This is a genomic window from Bradyrhizobium sp. CCGUVB14 (genome assembly GCF_024199935.1).
Classification (GTDB): Bacteria; Pseudomonadota; Alphaproteobacteria; order Rhizobiales; family Xanthobacteraceae; genus Bradyrhizobium.
Map to the genome: position 1 here is coordinate 9,585,845 of NZ_JANADS010000001.1, position 18,743 is coordinate 9,604,587.

The 18,743-nt window shown below is 65.6% G+C and carries 13 protein-coding genes; 9 read left to right on the forward strand and 4 right to left on the reverse strand.

The genetic code is table 11. The features are described from left to right. Positions 1–66: 66 nt before the first annotated feature. The 4 genes from NLM32_RS44900 (at position 67) to NLM32_RS44915 (ending at position 4,778) form a co-directional block, all read left to right on the forward strand. On the forward strand, positions 67–1,107 hold the full coding sequence (locus NLM32_RS44900) for an MBL fold metallo-hydrolase (RefSeq protein WP_254135029.1): 1,041 nt from the start codon (positions 67–69) through the stop codon (positions 1,105–1,107). A gap of 87 nt (positions 1,108–1,194) precedes the next feature. Next, positions 1,195–1,356: a hypothetical protein gene (locus tag NLM32_RS44905; protein WP_254135030.1), complete on the forward strand. Its 162-nt coding sequence runs from the start codon at positions 1,195–1,197 to the stop codon at positions 1,354–1,356. A 312-nt stretch (positions 1,357–1,668) separates the two neighbouring features. Then, the gene (locus tag NLM32_RS44910) at positions 1,669–2,877 is read left to right on the forward strand and encodes an MFS transporter (RefSeq protein ID WP_254135031.1); all 1,209 of its coding nucleotides are present in this window, start codon (positions 1,669–1,671) and stop codon (positions 2,875–2,877) included. Between the two features lie 185 nt (positions 2,878–3,062). Continuing rightward, entirely contained in the window at positions 3,063–4,778 is a 1,716-nt protein-coding gene (locus NLM32_RS44915; RefSeq protein WP_254135032.1) for an amidohydrolase family protein, read from the forward strand. A 206-nt stretch (positions 4,779–4,984) separates the two neighbouring features. On the opposite strand, the gene NLM32_RS44920 is transcribed toward NLM32_RS44915, so the two are convergent. Beyond that, complete coding sequence (locus NLM32_RS44920) at positions 4,985–6,322, reverse strand: MFS transporter (protein WP_254135565.1); 1,338 nt, start codon at positions 6,320–6,322, stop codon at positions 4,985–4,987. 143 nt (positions 6,323–6,465) lie between these two features. On the opposite strand from NLM32_RS44920, the gene NLM32_RS44925 reads away from it, so the two are divergent. Genes NLM32_RS44925 through NLM32_RS44940 form a run of 4 tightly spaced genes read left to right on the forward strand, consistent with a single transcriptional unit; the run spans position 6,466 to position 11,063 of the window. Further along, complete coding sequence (locus tag NLM32_RS44925) at positions 6,466–7,119, forward strand: ABC transporter ATP-binding protein (protein WP_254135033.1); 654 nt, start codon at positions 6,466–6,468, stop codon at positions 7,117–7,119. Then, a complete protein-coding gene (locus NLM32_RS44930) occupies positions 7,116–9,578 on the forward strand; it encodes an ABC transporter permease (protein WP_254135034.1) in 2,463 nt (820 codons plus the stop codon). Before NLM32_RS44925 ends, NLM32_RS44930 begins: the two co-directional genes overlap by 4 nt. Continuing rightward, the gene (locus NLM32_RS44935; protein WP_254135035.1) at positions 9,568–10,650 is read left to right on the forward strand and encodes a lipocalin-like domain-containing protein; all 1,083 of its coding nucleotides are present in this window, start codon (positions 9,568–9,570) and stop codon (positions 10,648–10,650) included. The genes NLM32_RS44930 and NLM32_RS44935 overlap by 11 nt, the downstream gene beginning before the upstream one ends. Before the next feature lie 26 nt (positions 10,651–10,676). Beyond that, the gene (locus tag NLM32_RS44940; protein WP_254135036.1) at positions 10,677–11,063 is read left to right on the forward strand and encodes an MAPEG family protein; all 387 of its coding nucleotides are present in this window, start codon (positions 10,677–10,679) and stop codon (positions 11,061–11,063) included. A gap of 201 nt (positions 11,064–11,264) precedes the next feature. On the opposite strand, the gene NLM32_RS44945 is transcribed toward NLM32_RS44940, so the two are convergent. The 3 genes from NLM32_RS44945 to NLM32_RS44955 all read right to left on the reverse strand — a co-directional run bounded on the left by NLM32_RS44945 (position 11,265) and on the right by NLM32_RS44955 (position 17,118). After that, positions 11,265–12,455, reverse strand: a complete 1,191-nt coding sequence (locus tag NLM32_RS44945) for an ABC transporter substrate-binding protein (protein ID WP_254135037.1) — start codon at positions 12,453–12,455, stop codon at positions 11,265–11,267. Positions 12,456–12,739: 284 nt separating this feature from the next. Further along, positions 12,740–15,904: an efflux RND transporter permease subunit gene (locus tag NLM32_RS44950; RefSeq protein ID WP_254135038.1), complete on the reverse strand. Its 3,165-nt coding sequence runs from the start codon at positions 15,902–15,904 to the stop codon at positions 12,740–12,742. Beyond that, complete coding sequence (locus tag NLM32_RS44955) at positions 15,901–17,118, reverse strand: efflux RND transporter periplasmic adaptor subunit (RefSeq protein WP_254135039.1); 1,218 nt, start codon at positions 17,116–17,118, stop codon at positions 15,901–15,903. Before NLM32_RS44955 ends, NLM32_RS44950 begins: the two co-directional genes overlap by 4 nt. 466 nt (positions 17,119–17,584) lie before the next feature. On the opposite strand from NLM32_RS44955, the gene NLM32_RS44960 reads away from it, so the two are divergent. After that, the gene (locus NLM32_RS44960; RefSeq protein WP_254135040.1) at positions 17,585–18,739 is read left to right on the forward strand and encodes an iron-containing alcohol dehydrogenase; all 1,155 of its coding nucleotides are present in this window, start codon (positions 17,585–17,587) and stop codon (positions 18,737–18,739) included. Positions 18,740–18,743 lie beyond the last annotated feature (4 nt).

Consider the following 18,743-nt stretch of genomic DNA (forward strand, 5'->3'; position numbering starts at 1 on the left):
CATTACTTCTCTTCTCAGCCTCCGGCGTAGTAGAATCATCGAAACCAGTCCACGCCGGGTGTTGCCATGATCTTTCGCCAGCTCTTTGACAGCGTTTCGGGCACCTACAGCTACGTCCTTGCCAGCCGCCCCGGTGGCGAGGCGCTGATCCTTGATCCCGTGCTGGAGAAGGTCGATCGCTACTGCCAGCTGCTGCGCGAACTCGACCTCAAGCTGGTCAAGGCCGTCGACACCCATCTGCACGCCGACCACGTCACCGGCCTCGGCGAGCTGCGCGACCGCACCCATTGCATGACCGTGATGGGCGATCAGACCAAGGCCGACGTGGTGGCGATGCGGGTCGCCGACGGCGACAAGGTCACCATCGAAGGCCTGTCGCTCGACGTGATGTACACGCCGGGTCACACCGACGATTCCTATTCCTATCTGATGGGCGACCGCGTCTTCACCGGCGATACGCTGCTGATCCGCGGCACCGGCCGCACCGACTTCCAGAACGGTTCGTCGCGCGCGCAGTACGAATCGATCTTCAACCGGCTGCTCAAGCTGCCGGACGAGACGATGGTGTTCCCGGCGCATGACTACAAGGGCGACACCGTCTCCACCATCGGCGAGGAGAAGCGCTACAATCCGCGGCTGCAGGTGCACTCGGTCGACGAATATATCGAGCTGATGGCGAATCTGAAGCTGCCCAATCCGAAGATGATGGACGTGGCAGTGCCCGCCAATATGCGGGTCGGCCTGCATCAGGAAGAGCTGGAGAAAGAGGGCCGCGCGCTCAGCGCAACCGAGGCGATCCGCTCACTCCATCGGCCCGACATCCTGCTGGTGGATCTGCGCGAAACCAATGAGCGGATGAAGCACGGCATGCTCGAGGGCGCGCTGCACACGCCGTATCCGAGCGTGGAGGAAAGCCTCAAGCCCGGCGGCATGCTGCGCGAAGTCGCCGCCGCCACCGGCCGCCGTGTCGTGTTCTTTTGCGCCTTCGGCGAGCGCTCCGCGATGGCTGTTGCGGCTGCCAAGGAGGCCGGCCTTTCCAACACCGCGCATATCGCCGGTGGCATCGACGCCTGGAAGAAGGCGGGCGGGCCGGTGGTGCACGCCTGACGCTATCGTCGCAGCCTTGAGATAAGTCAGGAACCGCTTAGATCTTGCGGTGAGAATCGGGTGACGCATCACCATCCGGGATCAGTCATGGCCAAATCCGCCAAGCCGAGCGAACCGCCGAAAACGAAGCCCGCAGCCGACAAGGCCAAAAAGCCCAGGCCGCCGCGCGACACCGACGACGACTACGAGGATGGCGACATCGCTACCCCGAAGCGCGATCGCGATGGGAATGACGACGAGCCGTTGTGAGGGGGGCACTCTCGCCTCACGAACGGTGCGTCCCCTCCCCCCTTGCGGGGGAGGGTTAGGGAGAGGGGTTCTCACGGGGACTCCATCGATCTTTTCCTCTTGATGACCGACACAATTTTTCCTGGGCTACCCCTCTCCCCCGCCCTCCCCCGCAAGGGGGGAGGGAGCGCAGTGCGCCTCACTGCACCACCGAATAATCCCTCAACGCGGCAGCGCCCCCACCCGCACTACCTGCCATGCGCCTGCGTTCATGGACAAATAACCGGTGTCCCCGATAGTTTGCGCGCTTCCTGAGACTGAATCGGAACTGCAATGGTCGACGTTCTCGCCGCACCGCAACAAGGCAAGGCGGACAGCGCGCTGCGCACGCTGACCGGGATTTCGATCGCGCATTGGGTCAGCCATTTCCATCTGCTGGTCCTGCCGATGCTGTTCCCGTTCCTCAAAGGGCAGCTTGGCGTCGGCTATGTCGAGCTCGGCTTCGCGCTGACCGTGTCCGCCGTCGTCTCCGGGCTGACGCAGGCGCCGACCGGCTATCTCGTCGACCATTTTGGCGCGCGAAAAATCCTGCTTGGCGGACTGACGCTCGGCGGGCTCGCACTGATCATGCTCGGCCTGCATCCGAGCTACGCCTCGCTGATCGCCTGCGCCGTGCTGCTCGGGCTCGCCAACAGCGTCTACCATCCCGCCGATTACGCGATCCTCGCCGAGCACATGGACGAGGCGCGGATGGGCCGCGCCTTCTCGATCCACACCTTTGCCGGCTATTTCGGTGGTGCCGTTGCGCCGGCGATCGTCGCCGCGCTGATCACCGTGTCCGGCGGCGTCGGCGCGTTGATCGCATCGGGCGCGATCGGCGTGCTGGTGGCGCTGCTGCTGGTTGCCATGAACATTCCCGATGCCGGCGCGCACAAGAGCAAGCCGGGCAACGCTGACATGCCGAAGCAGGCCGTCATCACGCCGGCGCTGATCACGCTGACCGCACTGTTCATGCTGCTCAGCCTGTCGGTGGCTGGCATCAACAATTTCGGCGTGGTGGCGCTGATGAGCGGCTATGGCGCAACCTATTCCGTCGCCAATGTCGCGCTGACCGCGTTCCTCGGCTTTGGCGCCGCGGGCGTGCTCGCGGGCGGTTTCCTCGCCGACCGCACCGAGCGCCACGGCTATGTCGCCGCCGCCTGCTTTGCCGCGAATGCGGCCATCGTGCTGCTGATCGCGCTGGTCACGCTGCCGGGCTGGGCCTTGACCGCCACGATGGCGACCGCGGGTTTTCTCTCCGGCGTGATCGCGCCGTCGCGGGACATGCTGGTGCGCAACGCCGCGCCTCCCGGTGCAGCGGGCCGCGCCTTCGGCATCGTCTCCACCGGTTTCAATCTCGGCGGCATCATCAGCCCGCTGCTGTTCGGCTGGATCATGGACCAGAGCGCACCGCACTGGGTGTTCGGCGCCTCCGTGATCTTCATGATCGCAACAGTCGTGCTGTCGCCGTTTACCGAACGGAAGACGCAAGCCAAGGCTTGAGCTGCGAATTAAGTTGTCGTCCCGGCGAAGGCCGGGACCCATACTCACGAAGCTAGTTGTGGCGCGAGCTGGTCATGACCAGTCTTCGCCAAACTAAGGGTTGTGGTTATGGGTCCCGGCCCCCCCGTGCGCAATTGCGCACTAGGCCGGGACGACAAGCAAAACAACAAAACGGGAAGAAACACATGAGCACCCCTGATCTCGTGATCCGCGGCGGCACCGTCGCGGACGGGCGTGGCGGCGAGCTGTTCGAGGCTGACGTCGCCATCACCGGCGGCAAGATCAGCGAGGTCGGCAAGGTCTCGGCCAAGGGCCGCGAGGAGATCGACGCGCGCGGCAAGCTGGTGACGCCGGGCTTCGTCGACGTGCACACCCATTATGACGGCCAGGTCACCTGGAGCCAGGACATCACGCCGTCGTCGCAGAACGGCGTCACCACCGCGATCATGGGAAATTGCGGCGTTGGCTTTGCGCCGTGCAAGCCGGCCGATCACGTCCGCCTGATCCAGCTGATGGAAGGCGTCGAGGACATTCCGGAGCCCGTGCTGAGCGCCGGCATTCCCTGGGCGTGGGAAAGCTTTCCGGATTACATGGACTGGCTGTCGAAGCGCGATTTCGACATCGACGTCGGCGCGCAGCTGCCGCATGCGGCGCTGCGGGTCTATGTCATGGGCGAGCGTGGCGCACGCCGCGATCCCTCGACGGCGGAAGACAACGCTGCGATGGCAAAGCTCGCGGGCGAGGCGGTGCGCTCCGGCGCGCTCGGCTTCTCGACCTCGCGCACGCTCAATCACCGCACTTCGACCGGCGATTTCACGCCGACGCTGAAGGCGGGCGAAGACGAACTCACCGCCATTGCCGGAGCGATGCACAGCCAGGGCCGCAGCGTGCTGCAATTCGTGCTGGATCTCTCCACCATCCACGAAGATCTGCCGATGATGCTGCGGGTGGCGGACAGCACAAGGTGCCCGATCTCGTTCTCGATCACCCAGAACGACAAGTCGCCCAACCGCTGGCGCCAGACGCTGGACGAGATCAATGCGGCGGCCAAGCGCGGCCTCTCCATCACCGCGCAGATCGCGGCGCGCCCGGTTGGCCTCCTGCTCGGGCTCGAGCTGTCGCGCAACCCGTTCCAGACCCATCCGAGCTACAAGGCGATCGCGCAACTGCCGCTTGGGGAGAGGCTGGCGCGGCTGCATCAGAGCGAGGTGCGCAAGGCGATTTTGAGCGAGACCGCGACGTCGACCGACGATCCGCTGTTCTTCCGTCCGAACTACGACAAGATGTTCCTGCTCGGCGATCCCCCGGATTATGAACAGCCGCCGGAGAACGCACTGGGCCCGCAGGCGCGCAAGCAGGGCCGGCAGCCGGAGGAGCTCGCTTATGACGCGATGCTATCGGACGAGGGCCGCGGCATGCTCTATGTACCGTTCCTCAACTATGCCGACGGCAATCTCGACGCGACCCGCGAGATGCTGATCGATCCGCAGTCCGTGCCCGGCCTCTCCGACGGCGGCGCGCATTGCGGCATCATCTGCGACGCCAGCTTCCCGACCTATCTGCTGACGCACTGGACGCGTGATCGCAAACGCGGCGAAAAGCTGACGATCTCGTTCGTGGTCGCCGCGCAGTCACGCAAGACCGCGCTGTCGGTCGGGCTGACCGATCGCGGCTTGATCGCGCCCGGCTACAAGGCCGACGTCAACGTGATCGACTACGACCGGCTGCATCTGCATCCGCCGAAGGTGCACTACGACCTGCCGGTCGGCGGCCGTCGGCTGTTGCAGGATGTCGACGGCTATGAGGCCACGATCGTGTCGGGCGTGGTGACGCGACGGCACGGCGAGGCGACAGGACGCCGGCCGGGGAAGCTGATCCGGGGTGCGCAGGGGGTGAATTAGGCGGAGTACGAGGCGCGAAGGTCGCGCCTCAATCTCTGCTGTCGTCCCGGCGAAGGCCGGGACCCATACGCCGCAGCAATCGTTTTGCGAAGACTCGGAGTTGCCAGCCTCGTCCCAAACCACTCCCTGTGGTTATGGGTCCCGGGCTCGCGCTACGCGCGCCCCGGGACGACAGCTGTGATTGGAGCGGGCTGCTTGCCCGTCGCTTACGTCGGTGACACCGCGCCCTTCAGCCCGGCCTCCCGCGGCGCCGCGCCACGGGTCAGGCGGGCCTTCTCGGTGTTCGGCCAGAGCAGCAGCAGGCCGATGACGCCGGAGCCGACCATCACCACTGCGTTGATGGTGAAGCCGGTCATGTAGCCGTTCAGCATGCTGCCGGCGCGCTGGATCACGGTGCCCATCACCATCGGTGCGATGATGCCGGAGAGCGTGTAGAGCGCCCCGTAGATCGCGATGATGGCGCCGCGCTGCGAGGCCGGGGTGAATTCGCCGAGCATCGGCGGGCAGACCACGTAGATCGCACCGCAGAGACCCGAGCCGACGACGAGCAGCGCGATCTGCAGGCCCGCGCCCTGAACGTGCGGCATCGTCGCCAGGATCAGGCCGCCGATGATCAGCGGCACCGAGCCGAGCACACCGCGCGAGATGCGCGTGGAGTAGCCGCGCGCCATCATGACCTGCGAGATCCAGCCCGTCAGGATGACGATGGTGGCGCCGAACACCCAGGGCAGGATCGAGATGAAGCCGGCCTGCTCCTGCGAGAAGCCGAGACCCGTGATGATGAACGCGGTGAACCAGGTCAGCCCGAGCGACAGCGCCCAATAGGCGCCGAAGGTCGCGATCACGCAGCCCAGGAAAGTGCGCGAGGTCAGCAGCTGGATGTAGGGAATCTTCGGCTCGTTGGCCGCGAGCGCCTTCGTGTCCTCGAGCGGGCCCTCCTTGCCGAGCGCCAGCCAGGCACAGACCCAGATCAGGCCGACGACACCGAGTGCGCCGAAGGCGTAATGCCAGGAGTGATTGACGATGACCCAGTTCAGCGCGGGCACGGCGAGGATGACGCCGAAGGCCGAACCCTGCGACAGGATCGCGGTCGGCAGCGTGCGCTTCTCATCCGGGAACCATTTGTAGATCGCGTGCGCAGCGACCGAGAAGGCCGGGCCTTCGCCAGCGCCAAGCACGATGCGGCAGATCAGCAGCGTGGTGAAGGAGACGGTGCCGACCATCGGAAACTGCGCCAGCGCCCAGATCACCGCCAGCGTCAGCAGTACCCAGCGCGTCGGCACCTTGTTGACGATGAAGCCGACCACGATCGCCGAGACCGAGAACAGGATGAAGAACGAGGAGCCGAGCATGCCGAATTGCGCAGGCTCGAGCTTCAGATCGGTCATGATCGGCACGCCGGCGAGGCCGACGACGATCTTGTCCGCGAAGTTCACCACCATGAAGAGAAAGAGGAGAAAAGTGACGGTCCAGGCGCCCTTCGGCGTTTCCTTAGTTACCCCTGCCGTCTTAGCCGCCGCGGACGGCATTCCCTGAGCGCTCATCATTCTCCCCGTATGTCTTTTTTCGGCACTTTTGATCCGGCCGTCTCGTGAGCTAACAACGGCTTGAACGGCAACGCAACCCCGGCATTTCCACAGTAAGTGTGCTACGCAGCATGGAGTTAATTCCGTCCGGCGCATTGATCTTGCTGAGCATCCGAAACCTCTCCAAAACCTTCTCCTCGGCCGCAGAGCCGGTTCATGTGCTGCGCGGCGTCGATCTCGACCTCAAGGCCGGCGAGCGCGTCGCGCTGACCGGCGAGTCCGGCAGCGGCAAGAGCACGCTGCTGCACCTGATCGCCGGGCTGGATGCCGCCGATGGCGGCACGATCCGTCTGGAGGACACCGAGGTCACGAAGCTCTCCGATGCCGGCCGCGCCGAGCTGCGACGAGACCGGATCGGCCTGGTTTTTCAGCAGTTCAACCTGATCCCGAGCCTGTCGGTCGCCGACAATCTCGCCTTCCAGGCGCGCATCGCCGGCCGGCACGATACGGCCTGGACCAGGGAGCTGACCGAACGGCTCGGGCTCGACGGCCTGCTCAAGCGTTATCCAGAGCAATTATCGGGCGGACAGCAGCAGCGGGTCGCGATCGGCCGGGCGCTGGCGACGAAACCATCGCTGCTGCTCGCGGACGAGCCCACCGGCAATCTCGATGAAGCCACCGCCGACGACGTGCTGGCGCTGACGCGCGACCTCGTCGCGCGCACCGGCTGCGGCTTCCTGATGGTGACGCACAGCCTGCATCTGGCCGGCACGCTCGACCGTCACATCGTCCTCCATGCGGGACGGATCGCATGAGACGCGCGCTGTGGGTGCTCGCCGTGCTGCTCAGCCATTGGCGGCGGCACCGGATGCAATTCGCAACGCTGCTGATCGGCCTGATCGCGGCGACGGCGCTGTGGAGCGGCGTCCAGGCGATCAACCAGCAGGCCCGCAGCGCCTATGACCGCGCGGCCGCGACGTTCGGCGGTGTCCGCACCGCGATGCTGGTGGCACCGAACGCGGCGACGTTTCCGCAAGAGCTGTTCGTCAAACTCCGCCGCGCGGGCTGGCCGGTCTCGCCGGTGCTGGAAGGCCGCGTTCAAATCAATGGACGCTCGGTGCGGCTGCTCGGCATTGAGCCGGTGACACTGCCGGCCGACGTCGGCAACGCGCCGCGCCTCGGCGCGGCCGATCTCGGCAGCTTCGTTGCCGCGCCCGGCCAGACGCTGGTGGCGCAGGAGACGCTGGGCGATTTGCATGAGCAGGACGGCGCGACGCTCGCCATCAGCAGCGGCGCAAAGCTGCCGCCGCTGCATGTGCTGCCCCAGCTCGTGCCCGACGTGCTGGTGGTCGATATCGGCGTGGCGCAGCGGCTGCTGAACAAGCCGGATCAGGTCTCACGCCTCTTGATCGGCAAGGCGAAGGGCAAGCCCGCGCCGCTCGCAAGCATCATCGGCGACCAATTGCAGCTGATAGAGCCGACCGCGGAGACCGAGCTGGAGCGACTGACCGACAGTTTCCATCTCAACCTCACCGCCTTCGGCCTGCTGTCGTTCTTCGTCGGCCTCTTCATCGTCAATTCGGCCGTCGGCCTTGCCTTCGAGCAGCGGCTGCCGATGCTGCGGACCTTGCGCGCCTGCGGCGCCTCGGCGCGGCTGGTCAACAGCGTGCTGGTGATCGAGCTGGTGGCACTGGCGCTGGTCGCCGGCCTGATCGGACTCGTCTGCGGTTATTTCATCGCGGCGGCGCTGTTGCCCGACGTGGCGGCGTCGCTGCGCGGGCTCTATGGCGCACAAATCCCCGGGCAGCTCACGCTCCGGCCCGAATGGTGGCTTGCCGGCATCGGCATCAGCGTCGCCGGTGCGATCGTGGCGGCCGCGACCAGCCTGATCAAGGCGATCAGGATGCCGGTGCTGGCGACCGCGCAGCCGCATGCCTGGCAGCAGCGACAGCGCCGCTGGCTGATCCTGCAAAGCGTCGCCGCCTGCGCCGTGTTCGCGGTCGCACTGCTGCTGCTCCAGTACGGACAATCGCTGATCGCGGGCTTCGGCCTGCTGGCGGCGCTGATGCTTGGTGCGGCGCTGATCCTGCCTGCCTTCCTCGAGATCCTGCTGCTCGCAGGCCAGCGTTTTGCGCGCGGGCCGTTGGCACTGTGGTTCTGGGCCGACAGCCGGCAGCAGCTGTCGGGATTGTCGCTGGCGCTGATGGCGCTGCTGCTCGCGCTGGCCGTCAATGTCGGGGTCTCCACCATGGTGGAAACGTTCAGCCGCACCTTCGTCGGCTGGCTCGATGGACGGCTCGCAGCCGACGTCTACATCAGCGCCGCCGACAATGCGCAAGGCGTGGCGATCCGCAACTGGCTGAAGGACCGCAGCGAGGTTTTGGCGATCCTGTCGGGCGGGCGCGCGGAGACGCTGGTCGCGGGCCAGCCGGTGGAATTGCTCGGCCTGCCCGATCACGCGCTCTATCGCGAGCGCTGGCCGATGCTGGAGACCGCGCCGCGCGCCTGGACGCAGCTTGTGCCCGGCAATGCCGCCTTCATCAGCGAGCAGCTGAGCCGCCGCCTCAACGTCCGCGTCGGCGACGTCATCGAGGTGCCGGCGCCGGGCGGGACCTGGGAGCTCGACATCGTCGGCATCTATGCCGATTACGGCAACCCCAAAGGGCAGCTGGCGGTGAACGTCGCCGCACTGATCCGGCAGTTTCCGCAAACGCCGCAGACACGGATCGGGCTGATCGTCCCGCGCGACAGTATCCCTGTCCTGATCACAGCCTTGCAGAAGCAGTTCGCGCTCGACGACCGCGCCGTGGCCGACCAGGCGACAGTGAAGGCGGAATCGATCCGCATCTTCAACCGCACCTTTGCGGTGACGTCGGCGCTGAATGCCTTCACGCTCGGCGTCGCCGGCATCGCACTGTTGACCAGCCTGCTGACGCTGGCCAACTCGCGCCTGCCGCAGCTCGCCCCGCTCTGGGCGATCGGCATCACGCGACCGCGCCTTGCCGCGGTCGAGCTGACCAAGACGCTGTCGGTGGCGCTGTTCACCTCGCTACTCGCCGTGCCGCTCGGTCTGCTGGTGGCGTGGTGCCTGATTGCGATCGTGAACGTCAAGGCGTTCGGGTGGCGGCTGCCGTTCCATGTCTTCCCGCTGCAACTGGTCGAACTGGTCGCGGTCGCGCTGATCGCCTCGCTGCTCGCCGCGCTGCTGCCGGTGCTACGCCTGGCGCGGATGCAGCCGGCGAGCCTCGTCAAGGTGTTTGCCAATGAGCGCTGAGAAACTTTCGCGGCGCGCCTTTGCCGGCGGCGTCGCCGCGCTCGCCCTCGCGCGTCGCGCACATGCGCAAGGCTATGCCGGGCTCGGCGAGACCGCCGACGGTTTTGCGAAGGTCACGCCCGGAAAGGCATTCACCTTCCCCGGAGATCACGGGCCACATCCGGCATTTCGTATCGAGTGGTGGTATCTCACGGCGAACCTCGTCGACAGCAGTGGCGCTGCCTGCGGGCTGCAATGGACGCTGTTCCGCCAGGCCGCAAAGCCGGGACCGCAAGCCGAGGGCTGGGCCAATCAGCAGATCTGGATGGCGCATGCCGCGGTGACGCGTGCCGACACCCACCGTTTCAACGAGCTGTTTTCCCGCGGCGGCATCGGGCAGGCCAACGTCGAAGCAAAACCGTTCGCGGCGTGGATCGACGATTGGGAGATGAAGGGTTCTGAGCGCACCGACGATCATACCCTGTCACCGGCGACGCTGAAGGCATCCGGCATCGATTTCAGCTACGCGCTCACGCTTGAATCGGATCGCCCGGTCGTCTTGCAAGGCGACGGCGGCTACAGCTGCAAGTCGGAACGCGGGCAAGCGTCCTATTATTACAGCCAGCCGTTCTACCGCGCGCGCGGCACGCTCACCATCGACGACAAGCCGGTCAATGTATCCGGCCAGGCCTGGATGGATCGGGAATGGAGCAGCCAGCCGCTCGACGCCGACCAGACCGGTTGGGACTGGCTGTCGCTGCACCTCGCCTCCGGCGACAAGTTGATGCTGTACCGGCTGCGCCAGAAGGACGGCAAGGATTATCCGTTCGGCAACTGGATCAGTGCCAGCGGCGAGACGCAGATGATTGCGGGCAACGATATCCAGATGAGTCCGAAAGCGACGGCAGAGGTTGCGGGCCGCAAGCTGCCGGTGGAATGGCAAATCGCGATCCCGTCACGGTTCTTCTCGATTGCCTGCAAGCCGCTCAATCCGCGGGCGTGGATGGGGACCGGCTTTGCCTACTGGGAAGGACCGATCAGCTTCTCCGGCACGCATCACGGCGTTGGCTATCTCGAGCTGACCGGCTATTGAGCTGCATCTGACTGCCGGAGGCTTCGATGTATCATCTCACCGCCCTCGTCACGCTGCTGGCGATTGCATTCTATCTCTTCGTCACCATCAACGTCTCGCGAGCGCGCTCGAGAACGGGCATCAAGGTGCCGGCGACATCGGGCCATCCGGATTTCGAGCGCGCCTTTCGCATCCAGGCCAACACGCTGGAATGGATGCCGATTGTCCTGCCGTCGCTCTGGCTGTCCGCGGTCTATATCGGCGATACCGTCGCAGCCGCGCTCGGCGCGGTCTGGATCATCGGCCGCGTGGTGTACTTCATCGGATATTCGAAGGCGGCGGCGAAGCGCGGCCCGGGGTTTCTGATCCAGGCGCTCGCGGCGCTTGCGCTGTGGGTGGGGGCGCTGGGCGCGGTGGTGTTGCGACTGGTGTGAGGCAGACGGTCTCTACGGATTCCGCCGACGTCCCGGACAAGCGTAGCGAAGCGGAGCGCCGATCCGGGACCCATACCCACAGGGAGATATTTGGCGAAGACTCGGAGTTACCAGCTCGCGCCACACTCCTCCCTGGGGTTATGGGTCCCGGCGTGCGCCGGGACGACAGCAAGGGTGTGGCGCTAGCGTTGGCTTATCGCCTCACTTCGTCAGCGGGCAGCCGCTTTCCTTGGCGGTGAAGAACGCCTTGTCGCCGGGGACCGTCGCGATCTCCTTGTAATAGTCCCACGGCTTCTTCGATTCCGAGGGCTTCTTCACCTCGAACAAATACATGTCGTGGACCATGCGGCCATTCTCGAGCACCTTGCCCTTGGCGAAGGCATCGTCGACCGGCAGCTCCTTCAGCTTCTTGGCGACGGCTTCGGTGTCCTTGGTGCCGGCGGCCTTCACCGCCTTCAGATAGCTCAACGTCGCCGAATAGGTGCCGGCGTGGATCATGCTCGGCATCCGCCCGGTGCGCTTGAAGAAGCGCTCGGAGAACGCGCGCGTCGTGTCATTATGATCCCAATAAAAGCCTTCGGTCAGCACCAGGCCCTGCGCCGCCTGCAAGCCTAGACCATGCACCTCGGCGAGCGTCATCAGCAGGCCGGCGAGCTTCTGGCCGCCCTGCACGATGCCGAATTCGGCCGCCTGCTTGATCGAGTTGGTGGTGTCCTGGCCGGCATTAGCGAGGCCGACGATCTTCGCCTTCGAACTCTGCGCCTGCAGCAGGAAGGAGGAGAAGTCCGACGAGTTGAGCGGCACGCGGACCGAGCCCAGCACCTTGCCGCCATTGGCGGTGACGATCTCGCTGGTGTCCTTTTCCAACGCGTAGCCGAACGCATAATCAGCCGTGAGGAAGAACCAGCTGTCGCCGCCGGCCTTGGTCAGCGCGCCGCCGGTCCCGACCGCGAGCGCATGGGTGTCGAACGCCCAGTGGAAACCATAGGGCGAGCACGCAGACCCGGTGATGCTCGACGTGGCCGCGCCGACCACGATGTCGATCTTCTTCTTTTCCTTCGACAGGTCCTGCACGGCGAGCGCCACCGACGACGTCGTCAGTTCCGTGATCATGTCGACACCATCGGCGTCATACCAGCGCCGCGCGATCGACGTCGCCAGATCGGGCTTGTTCTGGTGATCGGCGGTGACCATCTCGACCTTCTGGCCGAGCACCTCGCCGCCAAAATCCTCGATCGCCATCTTGGCTGCCTCGACCGAATACTTGCCGCCGTAATCGGCGTAGACGCCGGACTGATCGTTCAGGATGCCGATCTTGACGCCTTGCGCGGAGGCCGGCGCGGCCAGCAACAGAGCCGACGTTGCGACAGCGGCCAAAAGTGCTGATTTCATCTGTTAACTCCCAGCAGTGTTCTGTTTTGAAATCGCGCGGATACTAGTGAAGAACGGCGCGCGTGCCCATTGGTTTTGCGTAGGCCGTTAGTATGGGCGGCTGTGCGTCACACAACCGCTGTCGTCCCGGACAAGCGAAGCGCAGATCCGGGACCCATAGCCACAGGGAGATGTTTGGCGAAGACTCGTGGTTACCAGCCTCGCCCACAACTCCTCCCTGGGGTTATGGGTCCCGGCCTTCGCCGGGACGACACTGTGATTTTGGAGGCGTCGCGGCCCACCAGCTACGCGGCCCCCTCCGGCTTCCCCTCGTTCCGCCCCTCGGCCAGGTTCCGCACCACCACATAGAAGATCGGCGTGAACAGCAGTCCGAACAGCGTGACGCCGATCATGCCGAAGAACACGGCGACGCCGACGGCCTGGCGCATCTCCGAGCCGGAGCCGGACGAGATCACCAGCGGCAGCACGCCGAGGATGAAGGCGAAGGACGTCATCAGGATCGGCCGCAGCCGCAACCGACAGGCTTCGATCACGGCCTCGAGCCGCGGCTTGCCTTCCTTTTCGATATCGCGTGCGAACTCGACGATCAGGATCGCGTTTTTCGCCGCCAATCCCACCAGCACGACGAAGCCGATCTGGGTCAGGATGTTGACGTCCTGGCCCATGATGCGCACGCCGATAGTGGCCGCGAGCAGACACATCGGCACGATCAGGATCACCGCAAACGGCAGCGTCCAGCTGCCGTATTGCGCGGCGAGCACGAGATAGACGAACAGCACGCAGATCGGGAACACGTAGAGACCGGCATTGCCGCCGGTGACCTGCTGATAGGACAGGTCCGTCCACTCGAACGTAAACCCGCTCGGCAGGATGTCGTCGGCGAGCTTCTTGATGGTGTTGAGCGCGGTGGTCGAACTCGTACCCGGCGCCGGCTCACCCTGCAATTCGGACGCCGCGTAGAGATTGTAGCGCGCGACGCGGTCCGGTCCCGAAACATCCTTGAAGTCGACCACGCTGCCGAGCATCACCATGTCGCCGGAGGCATTTCGCGTGCGCAAGCGCGCGAGATCGGCGGGCTCTTTCCGGAACGGGAAATCAGCCTGCGCGGTGACGTGATAGGTGCGGCCGAACAGGTTGAAGTCGTTGACATAGGTCGATCCGAAATAGGTCTGGATCGTGTCGTTGATGTTGGCGATGGGCACGCCGAGCTTCTGGGCCTTGGTGCGGTCGATGTCGACGAACAGCTGCGGCGTGTTGGCCGAGAACGGCGAGAACACCGTGGGGCCGAGGAGCAACGGCGATTTGCGCGCAGCGGCGACGAGTTCGTCGGTCGCCGATGCCAGCAGCTCGGGCCCGCGACCCTGGCGGTCCTGGATGCGGATGGTGAAACCGCCGCCGGTGCCGATGCCGGGCACGGCCGGCGGCGGAATGACGATGATGAAGGCGCCCTGGATCGCGGAGAGACGCTTGCGCAGCTCGCCGGTGATCGCGTTCGCCGTCAGCCCCTTCTTCAGCCGCACCTCGGGTTCCTCGAACACCGGGAACAGTGCCGCCGCGTTGCCGGCCTGCGTGCGTGTCGCGCCGGAGAAGCCGGCGAAGGCGGCCACGCGGACGATGCCCGGCGTATCCAGCGAGATCCGCTCGATCTCGCGCACGATCTCGGTCGTGCGCGCCAGCGATGCCGCGCCCGGCAATTGCACCGAGATGATGACGTAGCCGCGGTCCTGTGCCGGGATGAAGCCCTGCGACGTGGTCGCGATCAGCCAGCCGGCGCTGCCGATCAGCACGACATAGATCAGGATCATCACCACCGCGTGTCGGATCACGAAATTGGCGAGGCCGGCATAGCCGTGCGCCAACCGGTCGAACAGACGGTTGAAGGCACCGGTGAAGGCGTTCCAGCCACGCGCGAGCAGATTCCAGGCGGCAGGTGGCCGCTTCTCCTCATGCGGGGTGAGGATCTGCGAGGCCAGCGCCGGCGACAGCGTCAGCGAGCAGAAGCAGGAGATCGCGGTCGCAACCGCGATGGTGACAGCGAATTGCTGGAAGAATTGCCCGGAGATACCACCCAGGAACGCCGTCGGCACGAACACCGCACAGAGCACCAGCGCAATCGAGACCAACGCACCGCCGACCTCCTCCATCGTCTTCAGCGCCGCATCGCGCCGGCTCAGGCCATGCTCGAGATGCCGTTCGACATTCTCGACCACGACGATGGCGTCGTCGACGACGATGCCGACCGCGAGCACGAGCCCGAACAAAGTGAGATTGTTGATGGAGAAGCCGAGCGCCGCCATCACCGCGAAGGTGCCGACCAGCGAGACCGGGATCGCGATGATCGGGATGATCGCGGGACGCCAGCCCTGCAGGAACACCAGCACGACGATGACCACGAGCAGCATGGCTTCGTAGATGGTCTTGATCAGCTCGTGGACGGACTGTGCGATGAACTCGGTCGGATTGTAGCCGATGTTGTAGTCGAGGCCCTTCGGAAAGCTCGTCTTGAGCGTCGCCATCGTGTCGGAGATGTTCTTTGCCGTCGCGAGCGCATTCGAACCCGGCCGCTGCGTCACCAGCATGGCGACCGCGGACTTTCGCAGCAGGAAGCTGTTGGTCGAATAGGCGAGAGCGCCGAGCTCGATGCGGGCGACGTCGCGCAGGCGCACCGTGCGACCGTCGGAGCCGGCCTTGATCAGGATGTCCTCGAACTGCTTCTGATCCTTCAGGCGTCCAGTGAAAACCAGATTGGGTTGAAAGGCGCGGTCGGCGATCGGCGGCTCGGCGATCTGGCCACCGGCGATCTGCACGTTCTGCGCACGGATCGCGGCCAGCACCTCGGTCGAGGTCAGGCCGAGATTGGCGATGCGGTCAGGATCGAGCCAGAGCCGCATCGAATAGTCGCGCGCGCCGAAGATCTGGATGTCGCCGACACCGTCGATGCGCAGCAGCTGGTCGCGGACCTGGAGCAGCGCGTAGTTGGAGATGTAAAGCTGGTCGAACGTGTCGTCCGGCGACAGCATGAACACGACCATCAAAATGTCGGGCGAGTTCTTGCGGGTGACGACGCCATTGCGCTGCACCTCGTCCGGCAACTGCGGCTGCGCGATCGCGACGCGGTTTTGCACCAGCACCTGGGCCTTGTCGAGGTCGGTGCCGAGCTTGAAGGTGACGGTGATGGTGAGCTGACCGTTCGAGGTCGCCTGGCTGTAGAGATACAGCATGTCCTCGACGCCGTTGATCTGTTGCTCGATCGGAGCGGCGACGGTGTCGGACACGGTCTGGGCCGAGGCGCCCGGATATTGCGTGGTGACGACGACGGTCGGCGGCACCACTTGCGGATATTCGGAGACCGGCAGCGTCGAATAGGCGAGCGCACCGACGATCAGGAGCACGATCGACAGCACCATCGCCAGAATCGGCTGGTTGATGGAGAGACGGCCAAGATTCATGACTTGCCACCAGCCGGCGCTTGAGCGGTCTTCGGGGCGACCTTGGCGCCGACACGGGCGCGCTGGATGCCGTTGACGATGACGCGGTCCTCCGCCGTCAGCCCTTCGCGGATCACGCGCAGGCCGTCGTCGAGCGGACCGAGCACCACCGGCCGCGCCTCCACCGTGTCGTCGGGCTTCACCACGAACACGATCTTGCGCGACTGGTCGGTCGCGACCGCAACATCGGGGATCAACAGCGCCTCGTAAGGCGCGCTGCCGATCAAGCGGACGCGACCGAACTGGCCGGGCAGGATCGAAAGATCGGTGTTCTTGACCACGGCGCGGCTGCGCAGCGTGCCCGTGGAGACATCGAGCCGGTTGTCGAGGAAGTTGATGGCGCCGTCATGCGACGGCTTGGCCTCGCCGGCCAGCGTCACCTGCACCGGGTTCGCGGTATCGCGCGAGCTCGGACGCTTACCCTCGAACCACAGCTTGCTGTATTTGATGAAGGTCGTCTCATCCATGTCGAAATAGATGTAGATCGGGTCGAGCGAGACGATCGAGGTCAGCAGCGTCGACGTGCCGGTGTCGCTGCCCTGCACGAGGTTGCCGGGGCTGACGAGATGGCGGCTGACGCGGCCGGTGAGCGGCGCGGTCACGTGCGTGAACTCGATGTTGAGCCGGGCGGCCTTCAACGCGCCTTCGGCCTGGGTCTCGGCAGCGTGCGCAGCCTGCAAGGCCTGACGGCGCTGGTCGACGACCTGTTCGGACACCGCGCTGGTCTGCACCAGGTTCAGACCGCGATCGAGCTCGCGCTTGGCGAGCTCCACCTTGGCGCGGGCGTCGGACAGCTGGCCGTCCGCCTGCTCGGCCACCGCCTCGAACGGGCGCGGGTCGATCACATAGAGCAGGTCGCCCTGATGCACGATCGCACCGTCCTGGAACTCGACGGAGTTGACGAAGCCGCCGACGCGGGGGCGCACCTGCACCTCCTCGACCGCCTCGAACCGGCCGGTGTACTCGTCCCAATCGGTGACGGTGCGCTTGACCGGCTGGGCGACAGTCACCGGCGGAGGCGGAGGTGCTGCCGCTTGCGAGCTCGGCTGCCCGCAACCACTGAGCGCGAAGGCGGCGGCGAGAAGGCCGGCTATGGCGTAAGGCGCAAGATGGGGCCTAGGCTGAACGAAATCGTGCGTTTTGACAAATTGCTCGCTTCCGTCCGGTCCACTCATCCCAGGTCCTCGCACAAAAGCCGCGGAAAATGCAGGGTAGTCCTCCACCCGCGGGCGGCACAAGATGGGTCGCGATGATGAACTCTTCAAGACTACACCACGCGCAATGCTCAAGAGAATGCCCTGGCCTGATGGCGGGTTGACTCCGGGATAGCCGACCTCGCACGCAGACAGGTGTGCTTAAGGTTGGCGATGAACGTGCCGCATTCTCCACCCTCCCCTGGAGGGGGAGGGTCGGCTCACATTGAGCGCAGCGAAATGTGAGACGGGGTGGGGTGACGGTCTCTCCGCGTCCAACAGTGCCCGAGTGGAGAGATCACCCCACCCCGCCCGCGCTGCGCGCGATCGACCCTCCCCCTCCAGGGGAGGGTAAGAAAGAGCCAGCGTCTTCGCACATGACGCGGGACGGCCGCTCGGCTAGATTACCCCTTACAAAAACAAGACGAATTGTCCGGGGAGGACAGGCGTGCATCAGGGACGTGTCGTTTACGGCGCGATCGAGGAGGTCGTATTCGGCCATCCGGCGACTGAGGCCATTGTCGCGCAGATGGACCGGCTGGGAACGCGCCGCGCCTTCCTGATGGTCTCGGGCACGTTGAACCGGGAGACCGACGAGATCGCAAAAATCGTCCAGGCGCTGGGGCCGCGCTGCGCCGGGCTGTTCGATGCCATGCCGGCGCACACGCCGCGCGAGGCGGTGATCGCCGCGACCAATGCGGCACGCGAGGCCGGCGCCGACCTGATCGTCACCGTGGGTGGCGGCTCGATCACCGACGGCGCCAAGGCGGTACAGCTCTGTCTCGCCAACGGCATCGACGACATTGACGGCATCGACCGTGTCCGCGTCCACAAGGGCGTCGCACCGGAGATGACGGCACCGACCGTGCGCCAGATCAGCGTGCCGACCACGATCGCAGGCGGCGAGTTCTCGTCGATCGCGGGCGTCACCGACCGCAGCACCCATGTGAAGCAGATGCTGCGGCATCCGCTGACCGTGCCGCGCGCGACCATCCTCGATCCCGCCATCACCGTGCACACGCCCGAATGGCTGTTCCTCTCGACCGGCATTCGCGCCGTCGACCATTGCGTCGAGGCGATCTGCTCGCGCGAGACCCACCCTTACGCCGACGCGCAGTCGGTGAAGGGCCTCGCCATGCTCGCCGATGCGCTGCCGCGGGTGAAGGCCGACGCGAGCGATCTCGACGCGCGGATGGATGCACAGATCGGCACCTGGCTGTCGATGGGCGCACTCGCCGCCGGCGTGCCGATGGGGGCGAGCCACGGCATCGGTTACGTCCTCGGTGCGGCCTTCGACGTGCCGCACGGCTACACCTCCTGCATCATGCTGCCGGCAGTGATGCGCTGGAACGCGAGCGCCAACGCCGAGCGCCAGATGATCGTCGCCGCCGCCATGGGCTTTCCCGGCCACAACGCCGCCGACGTGCTCGACGCCTTCATCCGTTCGCTCGGCATGCCCCGCAGCCTCGCTGACGTCCGCGTCTCGCCCGAACATTTCGATGCCATCGCCGAACAGGCGATGCGCACCAACTGGATCCCGCGCAATCCGCGCAAGATCGAGGCGCCTGCACAGGTGCGCGAAATCCTGCTTCTCGCCGCATGAGTTC

Coding starts and splice junctions, on each gene's coding strand:
- NLM32_RS44900 (WP_254135029.1), top strand. CDS start 67: ATGATCTTTCGCCAGCTCTTTGACAGCGTTTCGGGCACCTACAGCTAC.
- NLM32_RS44905 (WP_254135030.1), top strand. CDS start 1,195: ATGGCCAAATCCGCCAAGCCGAGCGAACCGCCGAAAACGAAGCCCGCA.
- NLM32_RS44910 (WP_254135031.1), top strand. CDS start 1,669: ATGGTCGACGTTCTCGCCGCACCGCAACAAGGCAAGGCGGACAGCGCG.
- NLM32_RS44915 (WP_254135032.1), top strand. CDS start 3,063: ATGAGCACCCCTGATCTCGTGATCCGCGGCGGCACCGTCGCGGACGGG.
- NLM32_RS44920 (WP_254135565.1), bottom strand. CDS start 6,322: ATGAGCGCTCAGGGAATGCCGTCCGCGGCGGCTAAGACGGCAGGGGTA.
- NLM32_RS44930 (WP_254135034.1), top strand. CDS start 7,116: ATGAGACGCGCGCTGTGGGTGCTCGCCGTGCTGCTCAGCCATTGGCGG.
- NLM32_RS44935 (WP_254135035.1), top strand. CDS start 9,568: ATGAGCGCTGAGAAACTTTCGCGGCGCGCCTTTGCCGGCGGCGTCGCC.
- NLM32_RS44940 (WP_254135036.1), top strand. CDS start 10,677: ATGTATCATCTCACCGCCCTCGTCACGCTGCTGGCGATTGCATTCTAT.
- NLM32_RS44945 (WP_254135037.1), bottom strand. CDS start 12,455: ATGAAATCAGCACTTTTGGCCGCTGTCGCAACGTCGGCTCTGTTGCTG.
- NLM32_RS44950 (WP_254135038.1), bottom strand. CDS start 15,904: ATGAATCTTGGCCGTCTCTCCATCAACCAGCCGATTCTGGCGATGGTG.
- NLM32_RS44955 (WP_254135039.1), bottom strand. CDS start 17,118: ATGAGTGGACCGGACGGAAGCGAGCAATTTGTCAAAACGCACGATTTC.